15 protein-coding genes are annotated in these 25,867 nt (G+C 70.1%); all 15 read right to left on the bottom strand.

All coding sequences use genetic code 11. The features are described 5' to 3' along the window. Positions 1 to 25: 25 nt before the first annotated feature. Positions 26 to 1,681 carry a serine/threonine-protein kinase gene (locus ACIOSY_RS17695; RefSeq protein ID WP_400855517.1) on the bottom strand — a complete coding sequence of 552 codons (1,656 nt, stop codon included), beginning with the start codon at positions 1,679 to 1,681 and terminating at the stop codon, positions 26 to 28. Continuing rightward, entirely contained in the window at positions 1,678 to 3,177 is a 1,500-nt protein-coding gene (locus ACIOSY_RS17690; protein WP_400855515.1) for an FHA domain-containing protein, read from the bottom strand. The genes ACIOSY_RS17695 and ACIOSY_RS17690 overlap by 4 nt, the downstream gene beginning before the upstream one ends. Further along, on the bottom strand, positions 3,177 to 3,992 hold the full coding sequence (locus ACIOSY_RS17685; protein ID WP_400855514.1) for a PP2C family protein-serine/threonine phosphatase: 816 nt from the start codon (positions 3,990 to 3,992) through the stop codon (positions 3,177 to 3,179). Before ACIOSY_RS17685 ends, ACIOSY_RS17690 begins: the two co-directional genes overlap by 1 nt. Continuing rightward, on the bottom strand, positions 3,989 to 5,575 hold the full coding sequence (locus ACIOSY_RS17680) for an RDD family protein (RefSeq protein WP_400855512.1): 1,587 nt from the start codon (positions 5,573 to 5,575) through the stop codon (positions 3,989 to 3,991). The genes ACIOSY_RS17685 and ACIOSY_RS17680 overlap by 4 nt, the downstream gene beginning before the upstream one ends. Beyond that, the gene (locus ACIOSY_RS17675; RefSeq protein ID WP_400855511.1) at positions 5,572 to 7,974 is read right to left on the bottom strand and encodes a transglutaminaseTgpA domain-containing protein; all 2,403 of its coding nucleotides are present in this window, start codon (positions 7,972 to 7,974) and stop codon (positions 5,572 to 5,574) included. Before ACIOSY_RS17675 ends, ACIOSY_RS17680 begins: the two co-directional genes overlap by 4 nt. Next, complete coding sequence (locus ACIOSY_RS17670) at positions 7,971 to 9,233, bottom strand: DUF58 domain-containing protein (protein ID WP_400855509.1); 1,263 nt, start codon at positions 9,231 to 9,233, stop codon at positions 7,971 to 7,973. Before ACIOSY_RS17670 ends, ACIOSY_RS17675 begins: the two co-directional genes overlap by 4 nt. After that, positions 9,233 to 10,204, bottom strand: coding sequence for an AAA family ATPase (locus ACIOSY_RS17665; RefSeq protein WP_400855508.1), 972 nt, complete (start codon positions 10,202 to 10,204; stop codon positions 9,233 to 9,235). Before ACIOSY_RS17665 ends, ACIOSY_RS17670 begins: the two co-directional genes overlap by 1 nt. 47 nt (positions 10,205 to 10,251) lie before the next feature. Next, positions 10,252 to 16,341, bottom strand: coding sequence for an Ig-like domain-containing protein (locus ACIOSY_RS17660; protein ID WP_400855507.1), 6,090 nt, complete (start codon positions 16,339 to 16,341; stop codon positions 10,252 to 10,254). A 181-nt stretch (positions 16,342 to 16,522) separates the two neighbouring features. Next, positions 16,523 to 17,782, bottom strand: coding sequence for a hypothetical protein (locus ACIOSY_RS17655; protein ID WP_400855505.1), 1,260 nt, complete (start codon positions 17,780 to 17,782; stop codon positions 16,523 to 16,525). Positions 17,783 to 17,814: 32 nt separating this feature from the next. After that, positions 17,815 to 18,591, bottom strand: coding sequence for a hypothetical protein (locus tag ACIOSY_RS17650; RefSeq protein WP_400855504.1), 777 nt, complete (start codon positions 18,589 to 18,591; stop codon positions 17,815 to 17,817). Then, positions 18,588 to 19,415, bottom strand: coding sequence for a PP2C family protein-serine/threonine phosphatase (locus tag ACIOSY_RS17645; RefSeq protein WP_400855503.1), 828 nt, complete (start codon positions 19,413 to 19,415; stop codon positions 18,588 to 18,590). Before ACIOSY_RS17645 ends, ACIOSY_RS17650 begins: the two co-directional genes overlap by 4 nt. Next, positions 19,412 to 20,968: a DUF5684 domain-containing protein gene (locus tag ACIOSY_RS17640; RefSeq protein ID WP_400855502.1), complete on the bottom strand. Its 1,557-nt coding sequence runs from the start codon at positions 20,966 to 20,968 to the stop codon at positions 19,412 to 19,414. Before ACIOSY_RS17640 ends, ACIOSY_RS17645 begins: the two co-directional genes overlap by 4 nt. Beyond that, positions 20,965 to 23,517 (bottom strand): transglutaminase-like domain-containing protein, encoded by a 2,553-nt coding sequence (locus ACIOSY_RS17635; protein WP_400855501.1) that lies wholly within the window; start codon positions 23,515 to 23,517, stop codon positions 20,965 to 20,967. Before ACIOSY_RS17635 ends, ACIOSY_RS17640 begins: the two co-directional genes overlap by 4 nt. Then, a complete protein-coding gene (locus ACIOSY_RS17630) occupies positions 23,514 to 24,884 on the bottom strand; it encodes a DUF58 domain-containing protein (RefSeq protein WP_400855499.1) in 1,371 nt (456 codons plus the stop codon). The genes ACIOSY_RS17635 and ACIOSY_RS17630 overlap by 4 nt, the downstream gene beginning before the upstream one ends. Next, the gene (locus tag ACIOSY_RS17625) at positions 24,881 to 25,867 is read right to left on the bottom strand and encodes an AAA family ATPase (RefSeq protein WP_400855497.1); all 987 of its coding nucleotides are present in this window, start codon (positions 25,865 to 25,867) and stop codon (positions 24,881 to 24,883) included. Before ACIOSY_RS17625 ends, ACIOSY_RS17630 begins: the two co-directional genes overlap by 4 nt.

Below are 25,867 nucleotides of genomic sequence, written 5' to 3'. Positions count from 1 at the left end.
TCCCCCGATGATCCGTTCCGCCGCGTCAGTCGACGCACCCTCGCACGGGCTCGGAGACCCGCCCGTCATCCCGCCGCAGCATCACGTCGATGCAGACCGTACCGGAGCCCGCCGCGAACTGCGCCTGCGGCACGTCGGACTGCTGAGGGTCGACAGCACCCGAGACATCGACGACGTTCCAGATGAACGAGTCGCCCTCTCTCGGGTCTTCGTACGTCCACGTGAAGCTGACCTGATCGCCCGTGCGTTCGCCGGTCAGCTCCTTCACCTTCGGCACGAAGTCGGAGTTCACGTCTTGCGGCTCGGTCGTCTCGATCACTTCCGGCGGCTCGATGTTCGAGACCAGCAGGTTCAGACCGACGATTCCTCCGACGACGAGCACCACGGCGGCCGCGGCGAGCGTGATCCACAGCCCCTTGCGGCTGCGCGGCCGGGCGGGATCGGATGCCCCGGCGACGGGTGGCACCGGCGGTGCCGCAGCATAGGCATCCGGAGCATAGGCCGGGGGCGCGACGGGAGCCGCCGGGGCGAAGGCGGGTGCACCGGGCGCCACCACCATCGGCGGCCGACGGATCGTCTGGTCCTCCGCCGGGGGCGGCGGGCCGACCGGCGCGACGCGCATCTGCGTCGACTCGTCGACGGGGTTCGCGGGCGGCGGCGGATCGAAGCGCGGGACATCCGGCAGCGGAGTCGACGGATGCTTGCGCTCGGTCGTCGCGGACGGACGGGTGTGCGCGGCGGCGTCGGGCTCGATGCTGACGATCTCCCGCACCCTGGTCAGGCCATCGCCGTCGTCATCGAGGTCTTCCTGCGGGTGATCGTCGACGATGTCGATCGGGGTGACCGAGTGCGACAGCTCGATCTGCACCTTCTGCAGCGCTCGCGCGAAGGCCACGGCACTGGGGTACCGGTCGTCGGGGTTCTTCGCCATCGCGCGCTCGAGCACGCGCTGCAAGCTCGCGGGCGAATCCGGGCGGCCGAGCGACGGCAGTGCAGCGCGCTCGATGCGCTCGATGAGGTCGGCGCTGGAGTTGCGCTCGCCCGGCCGCTCGAACGGCGAGCGTCCGGCGAGCAGGGTGAACAGCGTCGCCCCGAGCGCCCACACGTCGGTGCGCGGGCCGCTCTGGGGGATCTCGGCGAACGACTCGGGCGGAGACCACGGGATCGACATGCCGGATGCCTCGCCCGTCGCCCCGGTGGTCGAGGCGATGCCGAAGTCCGTCAGCGCCGGGCGGTTGTACTCCGTGACGAGGATGTTCGCGGGCTTGATGTCGCGGTGCAGCACACCGGCACGGTGCGCGGTCTCGACGGCGCCCGCCACCTGCACACCGACGCGCAGCGCCTCGGCCACCGAGAACGACTCCTTGCGCGCGCGCAGCTGCAGGTTCGGGCGGGGGCAGTACTCCATCACGAGGTACGGGCGGCCGTCGCCGGCGACACCGGCCTGGTAGATCGTGACGATCGCGGGGTGCGTCGACAGCATCGCCATCACGTTCGCCTCGTCGGCGAACTCCTGCGCGGCCGTGCTGGAGATGCGGTCGGCGAGCAGCACCTTCACCGCGACGCGACGGCGCGGCATCTCCTGCGCATACAGGAAGACGTCGGCGAAGCCACCCGCGCCGAGAGGTTCGAGATAGGTGAACCCGGGGAGCGCGGGCGGCGGTGACGTGGGTCGGGTCACGGCAGATCCTCGAACGCGACGGTCACCCCGTCGCCGAGATCCACCACGTCTCCGGTGAGCACGAGCGTCTGCTCGCCGGGGTGCAGGCGCATCGGATCGGCACCCGGACGCAGCAGCGTCGATCCGTTCGTGGTGCGAAGGTCGATCACCACGACGGTGTCGCCCTCGGGCCGGATCTCGAGGTGGCTGCGCGAGATGTCCTGCTGCGGGCTCTCGACCGCGATGAGGTGCGGAAGGTTCTCGCCACTGGCCCGCGTCGACCGCGGGCGACGCCCGATGATGACCGTGCGATCGAGCGCGACGACCTGTCCGGTCGAGACGCGGATGCGGCCGGTCGCACCGGGCACCGTCGGCAGCACCGGCAGCACCTCGGTCGGGGCATCGTTGTCGACGGGCGGCTGCTGGCGCAGAGCGCGCAGCTCGGCGGCCGAGATCGTCGCGCCGTCGTGATCGCCCGCCGCGGGCGGTGGGGTCGGCAGCGGGGGTGCCGTGGGAGCGGCGACCGACGGCACGGAGTGCACGGTGGCGCCGAACAGCTCGTCGAGTGGATCCAGCTCCGAGTCATCGACCTCGGCGGCCTCTTCGGGGGCGGGAGCGATCGTGACCTCGGTCGGCAGCAGCGTGGCGCCGTCGACGGTGGGGATCGGTTCCGAGTCGGTGACCTCGGGCTCGGCAGGTGCCGAGTCGTCGGCTGCGGGCTCGCTGATGTCGAGTTCGTCGGTCTCGGGCTCGGCGCTCTCCGGCTCAGTGGCCTCCGGCTCGCTGATCTCGGGCTCGCTGATCTCGGCATCCGCCGGCTCGACGTCGGTCGTCGGCTCTGCGGCGCTCTCGAGCGGCTGCCCCTCGGCATCCGCATCGTGCTGCGCACGGACCTCGGGCACGGACGCGGCGGCAGCGGGCACGGATGCCGTTACCTCCGCGGGCGCGGGAACGGATGCTCCGAAGATGGCCAGCATGGGTGCCGGCATACCGGCGAGCACGGCGGCCGATGCCCCGGCGGCATCCGCTTCGACGATGGGCGCGGGTCCCGGCGATTCCACGAGCGGACGCTCGTCACCGGACTCGAGCTGGGCGCTGACCGCTGCCGCACGCACGATTCCGCTCTGCACCGGAAGCGCAGCCCCGCCCTCGACGGACTCGACCGTGATCTCGATGCGCGAGGCGCCGCCCACGAACCGCTCGCTCCACGTCGTGACCTCGGCGCCGGACAGCTCTCGCGACTCGGTCGCGGTGCTCACCCGGGCCGAGACGCCTCCGCGCAGCGCGATGCGCACATCAGAGCCCTCGGCGACCGCCGCGACGAACGGAGGCAGCGACGAGAACGAACCGCCCGCGTGCGCGGTGAGCACATCGACCACGGTCGCCAGGGTCTTCTGCTGCGGCATCCGCTCCCACAGCCGCGCGACCACGTCGCCCGGCACATCGGGCGGCAATGCCACGAGGGCGCCGGGGATGACGATCAGGTACCACTGCCCCGGTCGGTAGATGGTCTGCATCAGCGAACCCCTCCTGCTGCGGATTCACGCGGACGCGTGTCCATGTCGATGTCGGAATCGGTCTCGAGGAGCGTGCCTGGCCGCGACGCGACGGAGACGGCATCCACGATGACCACGGTGATATTGTCTCGCCCGCCCGCGCTCACGGCATCGTCGATCAGCAGATCGGCGGCCTTCTGCGGGTCGGGCGTGGTCTGCAGCACCTCGCGGATGCGGGCATCCGACACTTCGGAGGTGAGTCCGTCGGAGCACACCATGATGCGGTCGCCCAGCTCGGCGGGGAACAGCCAGTAGTCGGCATCGCCGGTGCTGCTGGCACCGATCGCCCGGGTGATGATGTTGCGGCGACGATCGGTCGCGGCATCCTCGACCGTGAGCTCTCCCGCCTCGATGAGCTCCTGCACCACCGAGTGGTCGACACTGATCTGCTCGAGTTCACCATCGGCCAACCGGTAGGTGCGCGAGTCGCCGATGTTGACCGCCAGCCAGTAGCCCATGCCGTCGACCGCCGCGATGACGACACCGCTCAGCGTCGTGCCCGCCCGGCCGTTGCCCGAGGTCGACAGATCTTCGACGCTCGCCCGCGCCCGCGAGAGCGCGAGCCGCACGTCGTCGAGTTCGAGCGACGCCTTGCCGATGCATCCGGAGAACTCCGCGATCACCGCCGCGCTCGCACGCTCACCCGCTTCGTGCCCGCCCATGCCGTCGGCGACGACGAACACCGGGGCGCTCGCGAGATGCGCATCTTCGTTGAGGGCGCGGCGGAGTCCCGGGTGCGTCGCCGACCCCGTCGAGACGAGCAGCGCGGGCCTCATGCGTACCCACCGATCGTGACGATGCGATCGCCGATCTCGAGCGCGTCGCCGAGCCGGACCGGCACCCGCTGCCCCGGAGGGCACGCGATGCGGGTTCCCTCACGCACGATGGTCATGCCGTTGGTCGAGTGCCGATCGAGCACCCATCCGCCCGACGGCTCGGCCGCGGCCTCGAAGTGCGTCTTCGAGAGCGAGAGGGTCTCGTCGCGCACCGGCACGATCACCGCGCCGTCTTCGGGCGCAGGATTGCGGCCGAAGATCGTACGGCGCGAGATCGAGACGCGGGTGCCGTCGTCCCACGTGAACACCAGACGGTGACCGGGGATGCTGATGCGGGTGCTCTCGAGGTCGTCGGAGTCCTGCAACACCTGCTCGGACGCGGCGACCGGGGCGGATGCCGTCGGCAGCGGCGGGATCACCGGTGCGGGTGAGACGATCGGCGCCGGCTGGATCGAGGGCGGTACGACGGGCACGGCGTAGGGCGAGGCGGGGGCCGCGGGTGCGGCGTAGGGCGAGACCGGAGCGGCCGGCGCGGCGGGTGCCGCGGGAGCCGCGGGAGCCGCGGGAGCGGCGTACGGAGAGACTGGAGCCTCGGGCGCCGCGTACGGAGAGACCGGAGCTGCCGGAGCCGCATACGGCGAGGCGGGCGCCTCGGGCGCGGCGGGCGCGGCATACGACGAGACATCGTCCGGCCGCACCGTGGCATCGAGATCGGCCGCCGGCTGCGGCGCCGGCGTCGCACGCGGGGGCGGAGCATCCTGCGTGACACCGGGCACGAACGCGATCAGCGCGTCGTCGTCGGCGGGCGGCGTGTACGCGGTCGGCGCGGACAGCTGCGCGGGAGCAGCGGGTTCCGCGGGCGTGTACGGCTGCGCGGGAGCAGGGGCTGCGTACGGCTGCGCGGGAGAAGTGGGAGTGGGTGCGGCCGCCCAGGGCTGCGCGGGAGCAGCGGGCGCGTACTGCTGCGCGGGGGTGGCGAGTCCGGGCTGCGATGACGGGTGCGGGATGCCGGGGATGGCCGGGGCCGCGGGCACGCCGGACGCGGCCGGATAGGCGGGGGCTCCGGTCGGCTGCGCGGCCTGAGCGGCCGGCGCGGAGGCCGGTGCAGCCGGAGCGGCGGGAGCGGCGGGAGAAGTGCGCGCATCGAGCATCACCGACTTCGACACCTTGTCGTGCCACCCCTGGAAGCGGCCGGTGCCGTCGAACAGCGGCGTGAAGTACCCCACCACGATGCTGCCGGCGAGGCCGAAGATGATGTTGCGCAGCAACGCGCGGCCGAACCCGAGAGCGGCGCCGCTCGTCTCGTCGGCCAGGCGCAGCCCCTGGGCGCGCATGCCGATCGAACCGGCGCGCGTCTGCATGATCGTGTAGACGACGAACCAGCCGAGCAGGATGACGCTGACGATCGGACCGCCGATGAGCAGGATGCTCAGCATGGCCTCGAGTCCCCCCGACAGGGTGGCCGCGACGACGAGAACGACACCGAGCACGATTGCCAGGCCGCCGGCGATCAGGGCATCGATGAGGTAGGCGACCGCACGCCGGTTTATCGGCGCGATCTGACCGAACGGGAGCATGGTCATGAGGTCTCGCTCTCGACTGTGGGGGCTGTCGTGGTGTTCTTGCTCTTGATGGTGCCAGGTTCGCGGCCGACGCGCGCGGCTGCGGCATCCTTCAGGTTCTGGAATCCGTGCGAGACGGCCGTTCCGCTGAGCAGGGAACGCAGGCTCACCCGCGCCTTCCAGCGCTTCCAGAAGCCGGCCTCCTTGCCGAGGCCGCCGACGATCGCGTCGACCTCGCCCCAGAAGGCGTCGACCTCGCCGTCACTCGGTTCGGTGGGTCCGAAGACCTCCGCGTCGGCACGCTCCGCCAGCGCGGTGGCCTGCGGCACGGCCAGGCTGGTCGCGACGACCGCGGCCTCTTCGACGCGCGTGCCGCCGGGGGTCAGTCGCGCGCCGTAGTCGACGGCGCGGTCGGTGAGTTCGTCCCAGCCGCCGCTGATCCGGTCGGCGGTGCGTGCCGCCGTTCGGCGTGCACGACGACGAGCGGCCTTCCAGGCGCCGATCACGATGAACGGCGAGGCGAGGATCGCCAGCACGGCGAGCGAGATGCCGCCGATCGCGAGGATCAGTCCGAGGATGCCGAACAGGTTGAGCGTCTCGTCTTCGGACTTGCGGTCGTCGGGCAGCGTCGGCGGAAGGTCGACCGGCTCCTGCGGCGGGGGCGGCGGCTGCAGCACCTGCGGCTTCGGGTCGACCCGCGGCTTGGTGTTCTGGTCGTTCGGCACCTGGTCTTCGGGCGGCGTCGGGTTGAAGGGCAACCAGCCGAGACCGTCGAAGTTGACCTCGACCCAGGCGTGCACGTCGTCGCCGGTGGCGGTGAACGTCGCCTCTCCCTTGTCCTCTTCGTCGGGGTAGTACCCCATGACGACGCGAGCCGGAATACCGACTTCGCGCGCCAGCAGCGTCATCGCCACGGCGTACTGTTCGTCGTCGCCGATCATCTGGTCGCCGCCGAGCAGCGTCGTCACGCGCTCCGAGGTGTGGCCGGCGCGCGAGAGCACCTCGCCCTCGAGGCCATGGCTGAAGAACCCGCCGACGGCGAGCATCGTCTCGAGCGCACGCACCTGCTCGATCGGCGACTCGGCGTCGGCGACGGTCTCGGCCGCCAACGACGTCAGCTCTTCGGGCACGTTGCTCTGCTTCGGCTGGGCGACCTTGCCGAAGTCGACATCGGCGAGCTGGTCGTCGTCGAGTTCGTTCGGCATCACGGTGTCGACCGTGTAGGTGTCGCCGTCGGTGAGCTTCGGCGTCGCTACCGCGGTGCCGGTCGCGGGGTTGTAGTACGTTCCCCGTCGCAGCTCTTCGGCGCGGTCTCCCGTGAACGAGATGTTGTTCACGGCACCGGCATCCGGCAGCCACACGCCGTTGTACTCGTTGATCTCGACGCGCAGCGCGACGGGGATGCCCTCGGCATCCGGAGACATGTTGGATCGCAGGGGCGTGAACGCACTCGAGGAATCGGGTCCGCCGTCGGTCACGTTGTAGACCATGCCGTCGTACTGGTCCATCACGGCGATGCGGATGCGCGCGCCCTCGGGCAGCCCCTGCACCGTGAAGAGCGTCTTCTCGGTCTGGTCGCGCACGTTCTTGCGGAACGCCTGCAGCGGGCTCGGATAGTCGCGGATGTTGAACGGCGGGATGATCACATCGCGGAAGACGTGCCGGGTCTGGGTGGGGGCGGCGATCGCCGAGCTCGCGACGCCGACACCGCCGGCGATCGCCAGCACCGCGGCTCCGGCGATCAGTCGGCGCAGACGCATCTGCGCCGCACGCGACGGATCGATCTGCCCGACCGAGATGGCCGAGTTCTGCGGTGCCCAGAGCTGGCGCAGCGCGAGCCAGGCGATGGCGCCGACGGCGAAGAGCAGACCCTGCACCAGCGGGAACGCGGGCTCGGGGGTGCCGAGCGCGATCACCATCACCAGCAGAAGGCCGGCGGGGATGAGAGCCCACGCGACGACCGGCAGGCGCAGAGCGAGCGAGGCGGTCACGGTCGTGGCGACGAGGGCCAGCAGGAAGGGCACGAGCAGGTGCCCGTCGGCGGCGGCGACCGGAGCCACAGTCGTGAGCATCTGCTTCCACGCCGTCACGGTGCCGACGGCGAGCTTCTCGAGCGTCTCGAGGGTCGGAACGAAGCCGAGGATCGTCGTCTGCGGCAGCGCGAGCGCGCCTCCGAAGACGAAGTACGCGGCGACCGTCAGCCCCGCGATGATCAGGATGCCCCAGCGACGCCACGTCGTGACGGCGGCGATCACGAGACCGAGCAGCACACCGCCAACGACGGCCGGCAGGAACGACGGGCCGGCGAACGTCGGCCAGAAACCGATCAGTCCGACACCGACGAGCACGGTCGTCGCGACGAGATCGAGCACCCACCGTCGCAGGGGCACGGTCGTTTGTTCGGGGGCGAGGGCGGTCATGCGAGCACCTTCTGCAGTGCGAGGGGAATCTGTTCCAGGGCACCGACGGTGACGACGTCTGCGTCGCCGATACGGCGCAGCGCCGGGGAGGAGACGGTGGTGTCGGTGACGACGGCGAGCACTCGCGCGCCGAACGGCACCCGCGAGCACGCGAGCCGCAGGTCGTCGGCGCGTACCTTCGCCCCGCACACGAGCACCACGACGCTCGCGAGGGGCATGGTGCGGGCGAGGATGCCGGCGAGATCGGCGATGCCGCCGTCGCGCGGCTTGCTGTTCTCAACGCCCGAGAGCGAATCGAGCAGCTGCTTGCCCGTGCCGGCCGGCAGTTCGCGCCCCTGCACGCGCATGTCGACGCGCTGGGAGTCGCGGATCGCGCGCAGACCGATCGACCCCGCGGCCGAGATCGCGAGCTCGAAGTCCTCGGCCGTGGAGTAGTCGCCGCTCGACCGCGACAGACCGATCACGAAGTGCGAACGCCGGGTCTCTTCGTACTGACGCAGCATCATCGTGCCGGTGCGCGCGGTGGACTTCCAGTGCACGTGACGCAGGTCGTCGCCGGGCTGGTATTCGATCAGGGCGTGGAACGACACGTCGTCGCGCGACAGGTCAGCCGCCGGCATCCCCTCGAGATCGCGCAGGAAGCCGAGCGACTGCCCGTCGAAGACGATCGTGCGCGGGTGCACGAAGAGATCGACGGGATCGTCGCGGCGGTGGGCGCGCTCGAACAGGCCGAGCGGATCGCCGCGCACGACGCTCACGGGCCCCACCTTCACGACGCCGCGCCGCTGCGTGGGGATCGCGAAGAGCTCCTCCGCCTCGGCACCGGGCGCGAGGCGCTGGATGCCGAACTCTCCGCGGCCCGAGCCGACGGGCAGCACGACTCGAGACGGCAGGATCGCACGGGTGCCGTGGTTGGCGAGCGTGAGCGCACCGACCGCGCGCTCTCCCACCACCACGCGCGTGCGGGCGAGATCGAGCGACACGTCGTACGCCGTGCGGCCGATGAGGAACAGCGCGCACAGGGCGACGGTGATCGCGATGACGACGGCGGCGATCGTGAACTCCGCCCAGCCTGCGATCTGCCCGAGGATCCAGAAACCCACGGACAGCGCCATCAGCACCCAGGCGAGGGGCCGGATCGCGCGAGCGACCAGTTGGAGGCGCGTCAGAACACGGGCACCGATGACCGCCGCGACGTCACGCCATCCGGCGTCGCGGGTCGTCGGCGCATCCGCCGTCTGAAGAACCTCCGTGGTCATCACGCCGCCGTTCGCGCCTGCGGTGCTGCCACGCCCTCGAGCACACGGGCGATCACGGTCTCGCTGCTCGTGCCCGCGAACTCGGCCTCGGCGTCGAGCAGCAGACGGTGCTGCCACACCGGGCGCGCGAGGGTCTTGATGTCGTCGGGGAGCACGAAGTGGCGACCGTGGGCGGCGGCCCACACCTTCGCCATGCGGATCATCGCGAGCGCACCACGCACCGAGACGCCCAGGCGGGTCGCCGCGTCGGTGCGCGTCGCCTCGGCGAGCTGCGCGACGTACCGCAGCACAGCGGGCTCGACGTGCACGGATGCTCCGAGGTCGGCCATGTCGGCGACGGCGCTCGTGGTGATGATCGCGGGAAGACCGGCCGACGGGTTGCGGTCGGATGCTCCGGCGAGGATGTTCTCGGTGACATCGAGGTCGGGGTAGCCGATCGACGTCTTGATCAGGAAGCGGTCGAGCTGCGCCTCTGGGAGCTTGTACGTTCCCGCCTGCTCGATGGGGTTCTGCGTCGCGATCACGAGGAACGGGCGACCGGTCTCGTGCGTGACGCCGTCGACCGTCACGCACGACTCCTCCATGACCTCCAGCAGAGCCGACTGCGTCTTGGGCGACGCGCGGTTGATCTCATCGGCGAGCACGATCGACGCGAAGATGGGGCCCCGGTGGAACTCGAACCGGTGCTCCTTCTGGTCGTAGATCGTCACACCCGTGACGTCGGACGGCAGCAGGTCGGGCGTGAACTGGATGCGCGCGCTCGTGCCCTGCACGGTCGCGGCGAGCGCCTTGGCGAGGCTCGTCTTTCCCGTCCCCGGAGCATCCTCCAGCAGCACGTGCCCCTCGGCGAGCATCGCCGAGAGCACGAGCCCGACGATCTCCTGCTTGCCCTGGACCGCCTTGTCGATGTTCTCGACGAGACGGTGGAAGGTCCCCTGGAACCAGGTGGCCTGCTCGGGAGTCATGGTCATGAGTGTGTCGTTTCCCTGTTCTCGTGGTGCGGAATACAGAAAGTGCTCTACTGCCAGGTGCGGTGCTCGTACGCCTTGCCGTCGAGCACCACCCAGGCCTCGATCGTGCCGCGGCGCATGCCGAGGTAGCACCCCAGCTGCTGGTCGAGGTTGCCGTTGCCGTCGGTGGTCACGGTGCGCCCGCCGAACGTGCCGCCATAGGGGGCGGGCGCGTTGCTGGCGCACTGCAGGTACATGCTCGTGTTCGCCGGGAAGTCGCGCCCGGTGACGTAGAAGTACGCGCAGGTGCCGTCGTTGCAGTTGTCCTGCCCGTTCGCGTTGCCCGTCGACGTCACCCACGCCCGGGGATCGGGCTTGGGTCCGGAGTTCGCCTCCGCCGAGCGACTGATCTGCTGCCCGGCCTGGTCGGTCACCTGCACCTCGATCGTGTGGCGCTGGCTGTAGCCGTCGCCCACCGTGCGGTTACCGCTCACGCCGACGTTCTCCCAGCCTCCGCCGTCGATGCGGATGCGCACGCTCGAGATGTCACGGCCGTTCGCCGCGGGCCTCGCATCCCACGAGACCGTCACGCTCCGCGCGTTCTGCGAGGCGTTGACCGTGGGTTGCTTCAGCGGACCGTACGGATTGCCGACGACCTGGTTCGACGCGTCGCTCGCATAGGTCGACCCGTCGACCGTCGCGACAGCCCGCACGCGCACCTGGTAGTTCGTGCCGTTCGCGAGGCCGGTGACGACGCTGTTGCCGGGCATCGCGGCCCAGCTGCCGCCACCGTTGACGGAGTACTGGTACTGGATCTCAGAGTCCTTGGCGCCGTTCTTCGCGCCGGCGGTCCAGCCGAGCGTGAGCGAGCGGTCGCCCGGCGTGACCGCCGAGAGCGTCGGAGTGCCCGGCTTGTTCACACCGCGGCGCGGTGCCGACATCGGGCTCCACTCGCCCCAGCCCGCCTTGTTGGTCGCGCGGATGCGGTAGGTGTACGGCGTCTCCGACGTCGCGACCGTGACAGCCTGCGACTTGGCGGATGCCCCGGGCGTGATCGTGTTGCGCAGCGTGTTGCCTTCCCAGACCTCGAGCTGGAACGAGTCGATCGCATCGCCGTTGGGATTGCCCGGCACCCAGTTCACCTGCATCTGCGCCTGGTTGCCGACGCCCTGCAGCTGCGTCACCGTCGGCGCCGCCGCGGGCATGGGCGGTCCTGCGGGCACTTCGGATGCCGACCAGTTGCTCCAGCTCGACGGCTCGGGTGCACGGTTGTGGGCCTGCACGCGCACCTGGTAGTTGCCGCCGTTCTCCAGACCCTCCCAGGTCATCGAGTTGCCGGTCACCTGCTTCTGCGTGATGCCCGACGGCGGGGCCGGCGAGATCTCGAGCGTGTAGCTCTCGACCGGGGAACCGGGCGTGGTCGGGGTGACCCACGCGACCTTCAGCGACTTGTCACCGAAGGCGAGGGTCGGAGGGTTCGGGGTGTCGGGACGAGCATCCGGTCGCGCGACGGCCGACGTGCCCGAGGGCTTCGACTCTCCGACCCGGTTCGTCGCGGTCACCTGGAAGGTGTACTCGACGTTGTTGGTGAGACCGTCGAGCGTGCACGTCGTCGAGCTGCACTCCTTCGAGTACGGGTTGCCGCCGACCGACCTGACCGTGTACTTCGTGATCTCGGCGCCGTTGTTCGAGGGCGCGCTGTACGAGACGACGACGGTGCGGTCCTGCACGCTCGACACCACCGGGGCGCCGGGAGCATCCGGAATGCCCTGCACGGTGACGACGATCTGCCCGTTCGCCTCGCGCTCGGGATCCTTCGTCGCATCCTGGATGCGGTAGCGCACGACCATCGTTCCGACGAAGTCCGCGGCGGGGGTGACCACGACCTCGTCGCCCTTGACGGCCGCACCGCCGGAGCCCGACTCGGTCGCGGCGTTCATCAGCTTGAGCGGCTTGTCGGGGAACGGGTTGACGTCGTTCGCCAGCACGGGCACGGTGACGCTCTTGCCCTGGTCCGCCTCGGCGACGGTGTCGGTGTTGGCGACCGGCAGAGGTCGCGTCGACGCGCCCACGCGCACGGTGACGGTGCCCTCGACGGGCTTGGTCGTGCCGTCGGTGACCTCGAGCTTGAGCGATGCGACGGTGCCCTTCTCGACGTCGGACGATGCCTCGACGAGCAGTTCGGTGCCCTCGACCTTGGCGGTGATGCCCTTGCCCGCTCCGCTGACGTACTTGTATTCGTGCTTGCCCTCGTCTTCGGGGTCGGGGTCGGTCGTCAGCGCCGCCAGATCGACGCGCGACGCCTCTTCGCCCGGCGCCACGATGACCTCGGTGCCGATGAACTCGGGCTGCTGGTTCTCGGGCGGCAGCACGTTGATCGGAATGCTGAGCGTCGCCTTGCGCCCCTCGGGGTCGTCGGGGCCGGTGCCGTCGGTGACCTCGAACGTGATCGCATCCTGCCCGAAGTAGCCGTCGGCAGAGGTGTAGACCAGCGTCGTCTCGTCTTGCACGAGATCGTCGCCGTTGGCGTGCACCGCGTTCACCTTGGCGTGCTCGGTGATGCGTGCGGTCCCGCCGCCGGCGACGGTGACGTACTTCGAGAGCGGGATCTCCTTCGTCTCGCCGCTCATGACCTCGATCGGCTTGGTCGAATCGAGGATCGGACGCAGGTCGGATTCGGCGGGGACGAAGATGAAGGCGGATGCTTCGAGGTCGTCCTGATCGGTGAGCGTGTAGCGGATGAGCTGCAGCTCCTCGGTGACCGCGACCCGCACCTTGCCGTTCTCGAGCTGAGTCGCACCCTCGCCGAGCGTCACCGTGAGGCGATCGGTCGTGCCGTCGGGGTCTTCGTCGTTCTTGAGGATCTCGATGTCGGCGTTCATGGTGCCGTCGGTGAGGTCGGTCGGACGCACGCGGTCGTCGCGGGCGATCGGAGCCAGCAGCGGCACGTTCTCGTCGACGGTGATCTGCAGCGCCGCGGTCGCCGTAGCGCCCCGCGCATCACGGATCGTGTACTGCAACGAGGTCTCGAGCGCGCGATCCGGCGCCTGCACCAGCACGCGATCACCCGAGACGCGGGCGGTGATACCCGTCTCGGTCGGCACCTCGAGGCCGTCCTTGACGAGGCTGATCTTGTCGCCCTCGGGATCGGAGTCGTTCTCCATCACCGGCACCGCGATCTCTCGACCGGGGCGCACGACGACGGCATCCTTCACCGCGTACGGCTTCTGGTTGGTCTTCTCGCTGGGGGCGATGCCGACGCGGATCGTGGCGATGCCCTCCTTGCCGAGACGGTCGCGCACGCGGTACTTGAAGACGTCGACACCCGTCGAGTCGTCGAATGCCTCGTAGGTGAAGTAGTTCTGCGCGGTCTCGGTGATGCGGCCCTTGGTGGGGCTGGACGCGATGTCGATCAGCTCGACGGAGTCACCATCGGCATCGATGCCGTCGAGGGGAACGGCGATGTTCGCGGTCGACCCGGCCAGCACGCGCGAGACGATGTCCTGCGGACGGGGAGCGGCGTTGGTGTCGACGTCGACGGGCAGGATCTGGATCGTGACGTATCCGGCATCCTTCTGCTGGCGCGAATCGACGGCCTCGTACGTGAGGTAGACCGTCTTGGCCTCGGGGCCGGCCTTGAAGCGGATCGTGTCCTGCGAGACGAAGGCCTCGCCGTCTTCGGGCTCGACCAGGGGCTCGACCAGTTCGGGCATGAGGTGCAGCACGTCGTCGTTCGGATGCGTGTCGTTGTCGAGCACCGGGATGGTGACGACGTCGCCCGCGCGGACGATCGCCGTGTCATCGTTCACGACGGGCTGGAGCAGCTCGTCGGGTGCGGGGATCGGGATGACCACGACCTCGCCCTCGGCAGACTTCGAGCCGTTCGAGATGCGGTACTTGATGCGCGCCTGGTCGGTGAGCGCGCCCTGGTCGGTGATGCGGAGCGTCTCGTGGTTGATGACCGACACCGAGATGCCCGAGTTGTCTTCGATCGACACCGACTGCACGACGAGGATGCCGCCCGCGGGGTCGACGTCGTTCGCGAGCACGCCGATGAGCACGTCGCCGCCCGTGGGCAGCAGCGCGACGTCGCGCACCGCCACCGGCGGGAGGTCGGTCTCGGTCGCCTCGAGCACGTCGACGCGCACGATGCCTTCGCCGTTCTCGGGCCCGGCGGTCGCGAGATACAGCACGTAGTAGGTGCCGGGGGCATCGGCGGTGAAGCTGAAGGTCTTGTTCGGGAAGTCCGGGAGCACCGTCGCGCCGGAGACCTCGTTGACGCGGCCGAGTCGCAGCGGTTCGCGGCCCGAACTCGTGTCGTTGGTGAGCGGCGCGACCGTCACCTGCTCGCCGACCCGCGTCACGACGTGGTCGGCGTTGGTCTTCGGCTGGGTCGAGCCCTCAGGACGCACGTCGAGCGACACCGTGGCGGTGGCCGTCTCTCCGTAGCCGTCGGCGACCGACACCTGGATCTCCTTGCGACCCTGCAGGCTTGCCGTCGCCTTGTAGGTGATCTGACCGTCGGTGCTGAAGTCGACCTCGTCGCCCGGCGCGGGCACGACCTCTTTCAGGTAGACGTCGTCGCCCTCGGGGTCGATCCAGTCGGGAAGGATGTTGTACGAGATCGTGCCACCGGTCTCGACCGTGAGACTCGTCTTGCGCTTGGGCACCGGGGCGGTGTTGATGCTCTCGTCGTACACGGTCAGGGTGACCGTCGCGGTGTCTTTACCCGTGCGGCCGTCGTCGGCCTCATAGGTGAAGCTCGTCGAGCCCGAGGCATCCTTCGCGACCGCGATCTGCAACGATCCGCCGTTCTGCACCTGCTGGATGTCGCCGATCGCGGGCTGGGACTCGGCGAGCGTCGCCACCAGCACGTCGCCGTCGGGGTCGTTGTCGTTGTCGAGCACGGGCAGCATCGTCGTGACGCCCGGGCGCACGCCGAACGTGTCGTCTTCGGCGATCGGAGGGGTGTTCTCCTCTTTACGCTCGGGGAGCGTCGTCTCGACCGTCTCCTCGGTGGAGTCGTCTTCGTTCTCGGTCTCGCCCTCGGGCGGCGTGAGGTCGTTCCAGTTGTCGACCTGCTGCAGGCTCTCGTCGGCCAGCCACGCGGCTCCGCCGACGGCGTCGTTGAGGATGATGACGTCGCGGTTCACGCGGAAGACGAGCGCCTTCGAGTCCGCGGCGCCCTCGACCTGGGCGTTGACGTCGTTCGTCGAACCGGGGCACTCGCGAATGAACGTCGCCGTGCCGGCCCACGCACCGTACGTGCAGCCGCGCAACCAGACCGGGGCGGTCGGTGAGCCGTTGCCGCCGGCATCGACCTGGCTGGACTCGCCACCGTCGAGCGGCACGGACACGAGGGCACCGGGGGTGGCGACCGCCACGGCATCGGTCTCGGCGGATGCCTGCTGCAGCACCGCCTTGCTCGAATCGGCGACCTCAGTGCGGAAGCCGCCGGGGGTCGTGACGACGCCTGCCACGGGGTCGAGCACCACCGGGGTGCGACCGACGGCCGTGATCGTCGACGTGCCCGAGGAATCGAGCTCGCCGACGGAAGCCGTCGTGGGATCGAGCGGCTCTCCCTCATTGTCGACGGGGACGGTGACGACCTCGCCGCGCTCGGACGAGAGACCGAACACGGTGCCGTCGGTACCGACCGCGACGTCGGCGCCAGCGCCGAGCTCGGCGACCGGATCTTCGCCCTCGGGCTCGAACGAGGGCACTCCCTGCACGGGAACGACCCACAGCTCGCCGGTCTTCTTGTCGAGGATCGCCGTCGTGCGGTTGCCGAGCGCGACCTTCGACGCCGTGGGGATGGCGGCCGAGTCGCCGAGCGAGACGCGCGCGGGATCGATGGCCGTCAGCGTGGAGGCGTTCTCGTCGACGACGAGGATGTTCGCGGCATCCTGCAGGATGTCGTAGTTCTCACCCGTCGTGCGGAGCCCGCCGTCGAGAACCGTCGATTCGTGGTTGAAGTGCCCGACGAGCAGGCCCGACGTCTTCGTGATCCAGACGCCGCCGTCGTTCAGGTCGACCTTGGTGGTGGGAAAGCCTTCGTAGGTGAAGGCCATCGTGGTGATGGCGATCACACCGACCGTGACGCCGGCGGCGGACGCCAGCGTCTTCGGTCGCGATCGCATCCAGGACAGCGCCTTCATACCGTGATCCCCCCACAGGTCCGTGCTCGACAGGGTGCCGCGCGGCCTCAGGCCGTACGGCGCACCCCCTCATCCTAACCGCGCGGTGGAATACCACCGTATGGGGAGAGATACCCATACGACGCGCGGGGAGGGCGTCTTGCTGGGTTGAGGTCGTCGAGAAGAGCGCTGAACGCTGCGCTCACCCTTCGCTGATGTCGAGCGTCGGATCGATGGTGACGACGAACTGTCCGGACGCGTCCTTGCTGACCGTTCCGATGACATCCACGGGATATCTCTGCTTCACCCCGTCGCGCTCGAACTCGACCGCGGATTGCTGGACCGCCACCCATGCTCCATCGAGCTGAGTCAGGGACACGATCAGATTGGTCCACGAGATCGATGCGGTGTCGAGCTCACCGTCGGAGGCACCCTGCTCGACCGCCTCGACGAGATCGGCAGGGCAGGACGGACCGACGAGCCGTTCGGCCGTACAGGATTCGAGGAGCTGCTGAAGCCCGGGCGCCATGGCGGCCTCGACCGACTCGGTGACCCCCTCGCGGATCCGAATCTCGAAAGAGATCGAACTCCCGTCGTACCGGACGCCATCGGCCAAGTCGGCGTCGGTCTCATTCGCTGTCACGGGGAACTCGAAGGGGAACGGTGCAGTGTCGAACTCTCCCGCGACCGAGCCGAGCGCCGTGATGCCCAGCTCGTCGTCGTACTCGAACTCGTAGATTCCGGGGAGCAGGACAAGATCGTCGTCCTCGCCCGGCTCCATGCCGCGCGCGTCATTGATGCGGATCGTCGACGACGGATCAACGACCCTCACGCGTGAGCCGGCCCAGGCAACGATCTTCGGCTCGTCTCCGGAAGACACTTCGAGGTCCACCCGCCGTGGGACATCCTGCCCTCGCACCGTGTACTCGACCGTCACGACGGAGTCCCCGACGAATCCGCCGACGCTGACGACGCGAGGGTTCTCCGGACGTATGGCCTCGGAGTAGAACTCGTTGTCGAGTCCGCCGGGAGTGACGAAAGTCGGATCGAGCATGAGCTCGCCCGCGCCTTCGGCGTCTCCTTCCGCCAACAGATCGAAGAACTCTTCAGCGACCTGCCGTTGTTCGGAGTCACCCTCCGGGCTCGAGGAGACGCATCCGGTGAGTCCCAGCGCGCCGACCATCGCCAGAATCGCGCCTGCCCGCCGCACGATCGCACCAGCCGGCACCGCGTGGACTCCGCGACGCAGCGCCCCACCAGCCGAGATGACATCAGGCATCGCGCACTCCCTCCGGTCCGTCAGGACATACTTCCGGGCAGATCGCCCAGGATGAGCACGACAACGAAACGCCCCCGAACATGTTTCCGGATCGACGATAGATGATCCTGAGCCGAGTCGACAGCCACTCACGTCGATGTACCGGCGCTCTGAAGAGACTCTCGCACGGGTGATTCGTGACAACCAGGCGCGCCGCGCGGAACCGACAACCGCGCTCAGCCGAAGACGAGGAAGCCCAGCGACACCAGGCCGACGAGCGAGACGACGCACGCGCCGCCGAAGGCGAGCAGCGTGTACCGGCTCCAGCGAGCACCCTGCTTCGCCACCGACAGCAGATCGGGGTTCTCCACGCGCGTGGGCGCCGCGGAACCGTGCACGACCGGCGGGGCCGACGGAGAGAGCGGTGCGGGGCGCGGCTTGTAGATCGACGGAGCCGCGACGGCCGGCCGCTCGAACGAGACGGACCCCCGAGGAACCGTATCTTCCTGCACGGAGTCGTCGATCGGATCGGACTCCGAGAGCCGACGCCGCAGCAGCCCGCGCCCGGCACGCGCGACGACGACCGTCTTCTCCTCGGGCGTCTCGGCACTGCGGGATCGATCGATGACGACGGTCGACTCATCGACCTGCTCGTGCACTGCAGAACCGGATCGGTCGATCATGACCGTCGACTCGTCGACGGTCTCGTCGGCCGGCTCCTGTGCCGCACGACGGGAACGATCCACGACCACGGTCGATTCGTCGACCGCGTCATCCGCAACGCGGCCTGCCCGATTCACGACGACGGTCGCCTCATCGACGTCGTCATCGGTGCTGCGAGCACTCCGGTCGACGACGACGGTCGCCTCATCGACCTCGTCGGATGCCTCGGCAGACGCCGTTGCCGCGGCATCCTGCTCCCCCGCCCGGCGCCGATCGCGACGCGTCAGGATGACGGTCTCGTCGACGTCGTCGTCGAGGTCGCCCTGGCCGCCGTTCTCGGGGAGGGTCATCTGGCCCGCACCGGGATCGTCGTGCCCTCGAGCATCGAATCGGTGCCGACCGACACCGCCATGCGGCCGGCCGTGTCGTCTTCTCTGCCGGCCCGCACGCCGCCCGAGACGACGTCGATCACGACGACCGAGACGTTGTCGCGGCCACCGGCCTGCAACGCCCGACGCACCAGGGCGGATGCCGCGGTCTCCGGGCGGCCGCACATCGTCAGCGTGGCGCGGATCGCCTCGTCGCTCACCTCTCCGCTGAGACCGTCGGAGCACAGCAGCAGCCGCTCGCCGTCGATCACCGGGAGCAACCAGCTGTCGGCCGCGCTGTCGGCGGCGCCGATGGCCCGCGTGATGATGTTGCGCTGCGCGAACGTGGGCAGGTCTTCGGCACGGAGTTCACCGGCGTCGACGAGCTCCTGCCCGAGCGAGTGGTCGATCGTGAGCTGCACGAGCTCGTTGCCGTGGTGCCGGTACACGCGCGAGTCTCCGACGTTGAAGACGAGCCAGTGCGCGACGCCCTCGTGCTCGACGAGCGCGACGCCCGAGACCGTGCTGCCCGCGCCCTGCTTGTGCGCGGCGGCGATGTCTTCGACCACGGCGGCCGCACGGGTCAGCGCCCGGCGCACGTCGTCGACGGCGACCTCGGTGCCGCCCAGCGGCTCGAAGGCGGCGACCACCGCAGCGCTCGCGCGGTCACCCGCCTCGTGACCGCCCATGCCGTCGGCGACGAGGAACACGGGCGACGCCGCGAGGATCGAGTCCTCGTTCGCGGCACGCTTGAGCCCGGTGTCGGTCAGCGAGGCGACGTTGAGGACGACCGACGATGCGCTCACGAATCGCGCTCCGCGATCACGTGCATGCCGACCTCGCCCAGGATGAAGCGGCCTGTTCCGATCACGCTCTCGCCCGGATCGAGCAGCACCTCGGCGCCGTCGTCGGCGACCACGACGACACCGTTCGTCGCGTGCAGATCGGTCAGGCGCCATTCGTCGTCGGTCACGACGAGTCGGGCGTGCGTCTTCGACAGGGTGCGCGTGCCGTCGGAGATCGCGAGCCGCTGCTCGCCCGCCTCACCCGTGGGGTTGCGGCCGATCACGACGCTGGCCCCCGAGAGGGCGAACGTGCGCCCGTCGTCGAGCACGAGCGAACGGCGGATGCCGCGCTTGCGTGCGACGATCACCGTCTCTTCGAGGTCGTCTTCGATGACGACGCGTCGCGGTGAGATGACGGTCTCGGCGACTTCGTCGGGCAGACCGCCGAGCGGCGATGCCGGCGTGGGCACGAAAGGAGCGGGAGCCGCGGCCGGAGCCTGTGCCGCTGCCGGTGCCGGAGGCGTCGCGACCGGCTCCGTGAGAGGCATCTGCGGCGCCGGCGCGGCAGCCGGCTCGGCTGCGGGAGGGGCGGGCTGGCGGAAGGTCGGCGGCACCGCACGCACCGTGTCCATGTTCTCGACCGCATCGAAGGGCACGTTCTCGCTCGCCGGCGCGGGGGCCGGCGAGGCCGACGGCGTCGGAGCGAACGCGGGCGGCAGCGGCGCGAACGCCGGGGGCAGGGCCGCAGCGGGAGGCTGGGCCGCAGCAGGGGCCGGCGACGGAGCGGAAGGCTGGGCCGCAGCAGGGGCCGGAGCGGGCGGCTGGGTCGGAGCGGCGGGAGACGGCGGGGCGGGCACGAAAGGCTGAGGCGCCGCTGCCGGAGCGGGCGGTGCGGCCGCCGGGGCCGAGGGTGCTGGAGCGAACGCGGCCCACTCGGGAGGCATCGTGGACTGCGGACTGGACTGGGGAGTGGACTGCGGCGTCGCAAGAGGCGCCAGGGTCTCGGGCGCGCCCGGGGTCGAGGGGCGCGCAGGCGGCACGAACCCGCCGGTCGGTGCCGCGTTCGCGTGCGCCGATGCCGGCTTCTGCGGTGCGAACGAAGGAAGGGGGTACTCCGCAGCGTCGCCCTCGGGGCCGAACGCGGGCTGCGGGGTGCGGCGCGGGCCCGGCTGCAGCGCGGCGAGACGATCGCCCTCGGGATACGGCGGGGCACCACCGGCGAGGATCGTGGCCCACAGCGGCGGCAGCAGGATCGCGAGCACCGTCATCCCCGCGCCACGACCGAACTGCTGGTTGATGCGATTCGTCGCGATGACCTTGAGGTACACCCCGTAGATGTTCACGAGCGGGATGAAGTAGTAGACGACCGACCAGGCCGGCACTCCGCCGCGCGCCAGGATCTCGGCCTCGTTGAGAACGGGCACCCAGCCCTTCCAGGCCTCGCCACCGATGCGCGGGAACAGTTTCGACAGTGCCACCGCGTACCAGACGTAGATCCCGATGGCGATGACGAGGGTGATGCCGACGGTGATCAGGACCGACGCGAACAGACCGGCTTCGGCCGACGGTGTCATGAGTTCCCCTTCTCCCGGTCGCGTGGCGAACCGGCTACTGCGAGCGTACCGATTGCGAGCCTCCGCCCGAGGAACGGCAGCCCGCCCGTCGGGGTCGCGCGGTGCACGAGCGATGCCGGGCGCACGCGCACGAGCATCCGCCGCCAACGCTTCTCGGCTGCGGTGAGCGCCTGACGCTCGGAGTCGACGAGCGCCCAGGCGGCGACGGCATCCGCATCCGACGGCGGATGCTCGGCGAAGACGCCGCGATCGACCAGCACCGCCAGCCGCACGGCGGCCGCACGATCGGCGGACTGCGCGCGCTGCACGCGCGTGCCCTGCGCGGCCATCGTCACGTCATGGTCGGCGTACAGGTCGACGAGCTCTTCCCAGGCCCCCGCGAGGCGAACCTCGGGATCTTCGGCAGCCCGACGCGTGCGCATCCGACGACGCTTGGCGAACAACAGCACCAGGAACGGCAGCGCCAGAAGCACGAGGGTGAGCAGGCTCAGCCCCACACCCCGCAGGATCGGCAGCAGCACGGCGAAGAACTCCGACTGCGCGGCCTCGAGAGGAGGGGCGTCGTTGTTCGAGTCGCTCTGCGCCTGCGGCGGGTCGAGCGCTTCCGAGCGCGGCTGTTCCGGGACGGTCGGATGCTCGGGCAATTGCTCGCCCTCGGTGATCGCGCTCGGCAGCATCGCGAACTGCGGCGTCACGTCGATCGGCATCCATTCCCCGCCCGGGGAGCGCACCTCGACCCACGCACCCATGTTCTCTCCGGTGCAGCTCTCGGCGCAGGCGGGGATGCCAGGCACCTCTTCGGCGCCGCCCAGACGGGCGCCGATGACCACACGCGATTCCAGACCCCAGTGCCGCGCGAGCAGCGCCGTCGCAGTGGCGAACTGTTCGTCGTCGCCGACCGCCGAGACGAGCAGCTCGGGCGCGGCGTCGGATCCGGCACGCCGCTCCTGCTCGACCATGGCCGTGAAGACCTCTTCGATGCGGGCCGCCGAATGCCCCGCGTAGCTCGGCGCGAAGCTGTATCCCTCGGACTCCTGCAGCGCCGCGACCCAGCCCGCCGCGGCGGTGTCATCGAGCAGCGCGTGGCTCAGGTAGCCGCGCGCTCGCAGCCGATCGATCAGCTCGACGAAGCCCGCGCCCGTGCGCGGCTGCTCCTGCATCTCGGCCCACTCGACCAGCATCGGGTAGTCATCGGTGTCGAGCGTCGAGTCGCCGCCCTGCAGCGACGTGATCCCGTCGCTCTTCGCGGGGGCATCGACGAGCACCGAGTAGCGGTCGCCGGGAACCAGCCCGTTGCCGCCGCCCGGGGCCTCGGCCACCGTGATCGCCGTGTCGCCGTCGGCATCGACGTGGAACCCGTCGGCGAGAGCATCCGCTCGCGAGCCCGCGAAGTCCGGAGCCTCGGCAAGGCCCGCCGGCGCCGGCACCCAGATGCCGCGGTACGCGTCGCCGACGGTGATGTCGAGCGTGACGCGACCGCCCGCGGGCAGCGCCGTGCGGGGAAGCCTGCTGAAGCGGTCGTCTTCGGAGATGTGAAAGTCGTCGCCGTCGTACGCGTCGAGCGTCACGAGACGGATGCGGTCAACGGACCCGGCATCGCCCTGCACGCGGATCACGGTCTCGTCGAGGCGATCGCCGGCGAACCAGGCACGGTAGGCGCCGAGCGGACTCGTCTGCTGCTGCACCACGACCATCGGCTCGATCTCGTCGCGCAGCACCGACCGGTCGGTCCAGCCCGCAGCCACGGGAGCGGCGGCGAACCCGGCGACCAGAGCCACCACGACGAGCGCGGCCGCGAGCAGGTGGCGCCGCACGGCCAGCCACACCGGAGTCGCACGGCGGGAGATGTTCGCGGCGGCGACGATGCGCAACGCCTGCGCGCGCTGGATACGGGCACGGCCGACCAGCCAGACCAGACCGGCGGCGAACACGCCGACGCCGATCAGCCACTCGCGCGGAGCCGGCAGTGCGACTCCGAACACGACGACCGCCGAACTCGTACCGCTCAGACCGAACGCGATCCCGAAGACGCTCATCGCCACGACGACGGGCACCGCGGCGACGGAACGACGACCCGGGTGGAGGGCGAACGAGGTCGCGGCGAACGCGCCGAACAGCATCACCACGAGGAACGGGATGAGCACCGCCTGGTACTCCCCCAACGGCGGGTTGAGCGTCAGCATCTGCTTCCACCCCAGCGCGACGCCCAGCACGGCGTCACGCAGACCGCCGAGGAACGCCGGCACCGAGGAGAGCGCCGACGGGATCGCCAGGGGCACCGCGACGACGAGATACGTGCCCGCTGCCACGAGGGCAGCCAGGAGCATCCCCCATCGCAGCACGCGCGCGAGCACCGCGACGGCCATCCCGAGCAGCCCGCCCACGAGGCCGACCACGAGCGCTCGGGGGCTCTCGTACACCGGCCACGCCGCCGCTGTCGCGAGGGCGATGCCGACGACGACGTAGCCCAACGCCCAGAGGGTGAGGGCGGAGATCGTGAACGAGGAGCGGCCGATCGCCGACCGCTTCGCCTGCCCGGGGGCGCTCATCGCAGTGCCCCTCGCGCCAGCATCTGCGGCAGATCGCCGAGAGCACCGAGCGTCATCACCGAGATCTCCCGTGCCGAACGCATCGTGGGCTGCTCGCCGAGTTCGCTGCGCACCGCCACGGCTTCGACCGCGGCGGGCAGCTTCACGGCCGCGTGCCGGAGACGCTCGAGCGGCATCCGCGAACCGGTGAGCAGGAATCCGATCGACAGGTCGGGGTACGACTGGGCGGTGAGGGTCGTGACCGCCTCGAGGCGCATCACCCGATCCGCCGCGTCGATCGTCGAGATCGCGTCGAGGAGGGCCTTTGGGGTGACCGTCGGCAGGGTGCGGATCGACAGCACCTCGGTGCGGCTGTGCTCGGGGATCTCGTTGCTCACCACGAAGAGCACGTCGCGCCCGTCGCGCACTCCCTGCACGGCGAGCGACGCGGCCGCGCTCACGGTGTTCTCGAACTCGTCGTCGGTCTCGTACGACTCCGCATCGAGGTCGAGGATGATCGCGATGCGCGCGTGCCGGGACTCCTCGTACTGGCGCACCATGAGCTTGCCGGTCTTGGCCGTCGACTTCCAGTGCACGTGACGCTGAGAATCGCCCACCACGTACTCGCGCACGGCGTGGAACGAGAGGTCGGCATCGACGAGCGTCGTGCTCGGCGTGCCGTCGAGATCGCGGATCAGACCGGCGCTCGTACTGGGGATCCGCACGGTCACCGGGTGCACGTGGATGCGCTGCACCTCGGGCCAGCGCAGTTCGCGACGCAGGATGCCGATCGGATCGCCGCGCGTGATGGTCATCGGTCCCACGTCGATCACACCGCGCTTGTGCGCGGCGATCGTGAGCTGCTCGCGGTGGTGGGCGGCCGGACGCAGCAGAGGAACGTGCGCTTCGACGAGCCCCTCCCCGACCGGTACGTCGACGACACCGGGCAGCGAAAGCCGGGTGCCGTTGTTGCGCACGTCGAGCGTGGCGCCGATCTCGGCACCCGCGACGACGCGGTCGCGATCGAGGGTGAGCTGGATCGCGTAGTCATGCGCACCGAGGATGAACGGCACGCAGACGATCAGCAGCACCAGGGCGATCGCGGCGACCGCCCACGCCTCGATCCAGCCGAACATCAGCCCGGCGACGACGCCGAGCACGAGCGCCGCAGCCACCAGCATCCCCGCCGCCGTCACCGTCTCGCGCAGCCACGCGACCGTGCGACGCGTCGCGCGACGCGCGATGCGCGCGGCTCGGCGCATGCCGAACACCGCTCCGCGGACGGGACCGCGGCGCGTGGTCGAGTAACGCGTCACCGTCGACGTGCGGGTCGACGTGGAAGTGCTCGCCGAGGTGCGCGTCAGACGGGATTCGGTGCTGAAGCTCACGCAGTGCCGTTCTCGCGCGGAGGCTCGACGTCGAGCAGGATCTGCCCCACGACGGCGACGGCGGTGACTCCGTCGAACTCGGCCTCGGGTTCCAGCACGAGCCGGTGCGCCAGCGCCACGACGGCGAGCTCGCGCACGTCGTCGGGGGTGGCGAAGGTGCGACCGTTCTTCGCGGCCCAGGTCATCACCAGTCGCGACAGGGCGATGGCCCCGCGCACGCTGGCGCCGAGGCGCACTTCGGATGCTCGGCGGGTGGCGTCGACGATGCGCATGATGTAGTCGGAGACGAGCGGGTTCACGTACACGCCGCGCGCCATCTCGGTCATCGTGAGGATGGTGTCGGTGCTGACGATGCCGTTGAGCACCCGCGTCGGCTGCGCGGCGCCCTGCAGGATGCGCATGGTCGCCGCGTCATCGGGGTAGCCGATCGACGTCTTGATCATGAAGCGGTCGAGCTGCGCTTCGGGCAGGCGGTAGGTGCCGCCCTGCTCGATCGGGTTCTGCGTGGCCATCACGAGGAACGGCGAGCCGACCGGGCGGGTGACGCCGTCAACCGTGACGGTGCCCTCTTCCATCACCTCGAGCAGTGCGGACTGCGTCTTCGGGCTCGCACGGTTGATCTCGTCGGCGAGCACCACGTTCGCGAACACCGGGCCCGCGTGGAACTCGAAGACGCCTTCCTTCTGGTCGTAGACGGTGATGCCCGTCACGTCACCCGGAAGCAGATCGGGGGTGAACTGGATGCGCGTGCTCTTGCCGGAGATCGTCTGGCCGATGGCGCGCGCGAGCGCCGTCTTGCCGGTGCCCGGGAAGTCTTCGAGAAGGACGTGCCCTCCGCTGATCGCCGCCGCGAGCACGAGGTCGACGACGTGGCGCTTGCCGAGCACGACCTGTTCGACGTTGCCGGTGAGGATCGAGAACGTCTCGGCGAACCAGGATGCCTGTTCGGGAGCGATGGTCAGGGGTGCTGAGGTAGCGGGCAT

Origin of the sequence: Microbacterium sp. NPDC087665 (assembly GCF_044743285.1) — a bacterium.
GTDB lineage: Bacteria > Actinomycetota > Actinomycetes > Actinomycetales > Microbacteriaceae > Microbacterium.
Note: the sequence above shows the minus strand (reverse complement) of the source record. Positions and strands in the feature narration are given on the sequence as shown.

What these genes read in the sequence shown, in the direction of transcription:
- ACIOSY_RS17690 (WP_400855515.1), bottom strand. Translation starts at nt 3,177, where the DNA reads ATGCAGACCATCTACCGACCGGGGCAGTGGTACCTGATCGTCATCCCC.
- ACIOSY_RS17685 (WP_400855514.1), bottom strand. Translation starts at nt 3,992, where the DNA reads ATGAGGCCCGCGCTGCTCGTCTCGACGGGGTCGGCGACGCACCCGGGA.
- ACIOSY_RS17680 (WP_400855512.1), bottom strand. Translation starts at nt 5,575, where the DNA reads ATGACCATGCTCCCGTTCGGTCAGATCGCGCCGATAAACCGGCGTGCG.
- ACIOSY_RS17675 (WP_400855511.1), bottom strand. Translation starts at nt 7,974, where the DNA reads ATGACCGCCCTCGCCCCCGAACAAACGACCGTGCCCCTGCGACGGTGG.
- ACIOSY_RS17670 (WP_400855509.1), bottom strand. Translation starts at nt 9,233, where the DNA reads ATGACCACGGAGGTTCTTCAGACGGCGGATGCGCCGACGACCCGCGAC.
- ACIOSY_RS17665 (WP_400855508.1), bottom strand. Translation starts at nt 10,204, where the DNA reads ATGACCATGACTCCCGAGCAGGCCACCTGGTTCCAGGGGACCTTCCAC.
- ACIOSY_RS17660 (WP_400855507.1), bottom strand. Translation starts at nt 16,341, where the DNA reads ATGAAGGCGCTGTCCTGGATGCGATCGCGACCGAAGACGCTGGCGTCC.
- ACIOSY_RS17650 (WP_400855504.1), bottom strand. Translation starts at nt 18,591, where the DNA reads ATGACCCTCCCCGAGAACGGCGGCCAGGGCGACCTCGACGACGACGTC.
- ACIOSY_RS17640 (WP_400855502.1), bottom strand. Translation starts at nt 20,968, where the DNA reads ATGACACCGTCGGCCGAAGCCGGTCTGTTCGCGTCGGTCCTGATCACC.
- ACIOSY_RS17635 (WP_400855501.1), bottom strand. Translation starts at nt 23,517, where the DNA reads ATGAGCGCCCCCGGGCAGGCGAAGCGGTCGGCGATCGGCCGCTCCTCG.
- ACIOSY_RS17625 (WP_400855497.1), bottom strand. Translation starts at nt 25,867, where the DNA reads ATGCCCGCTACCTCAGCACCCCTGACCATCGCTCCCGAACAGGCATCC.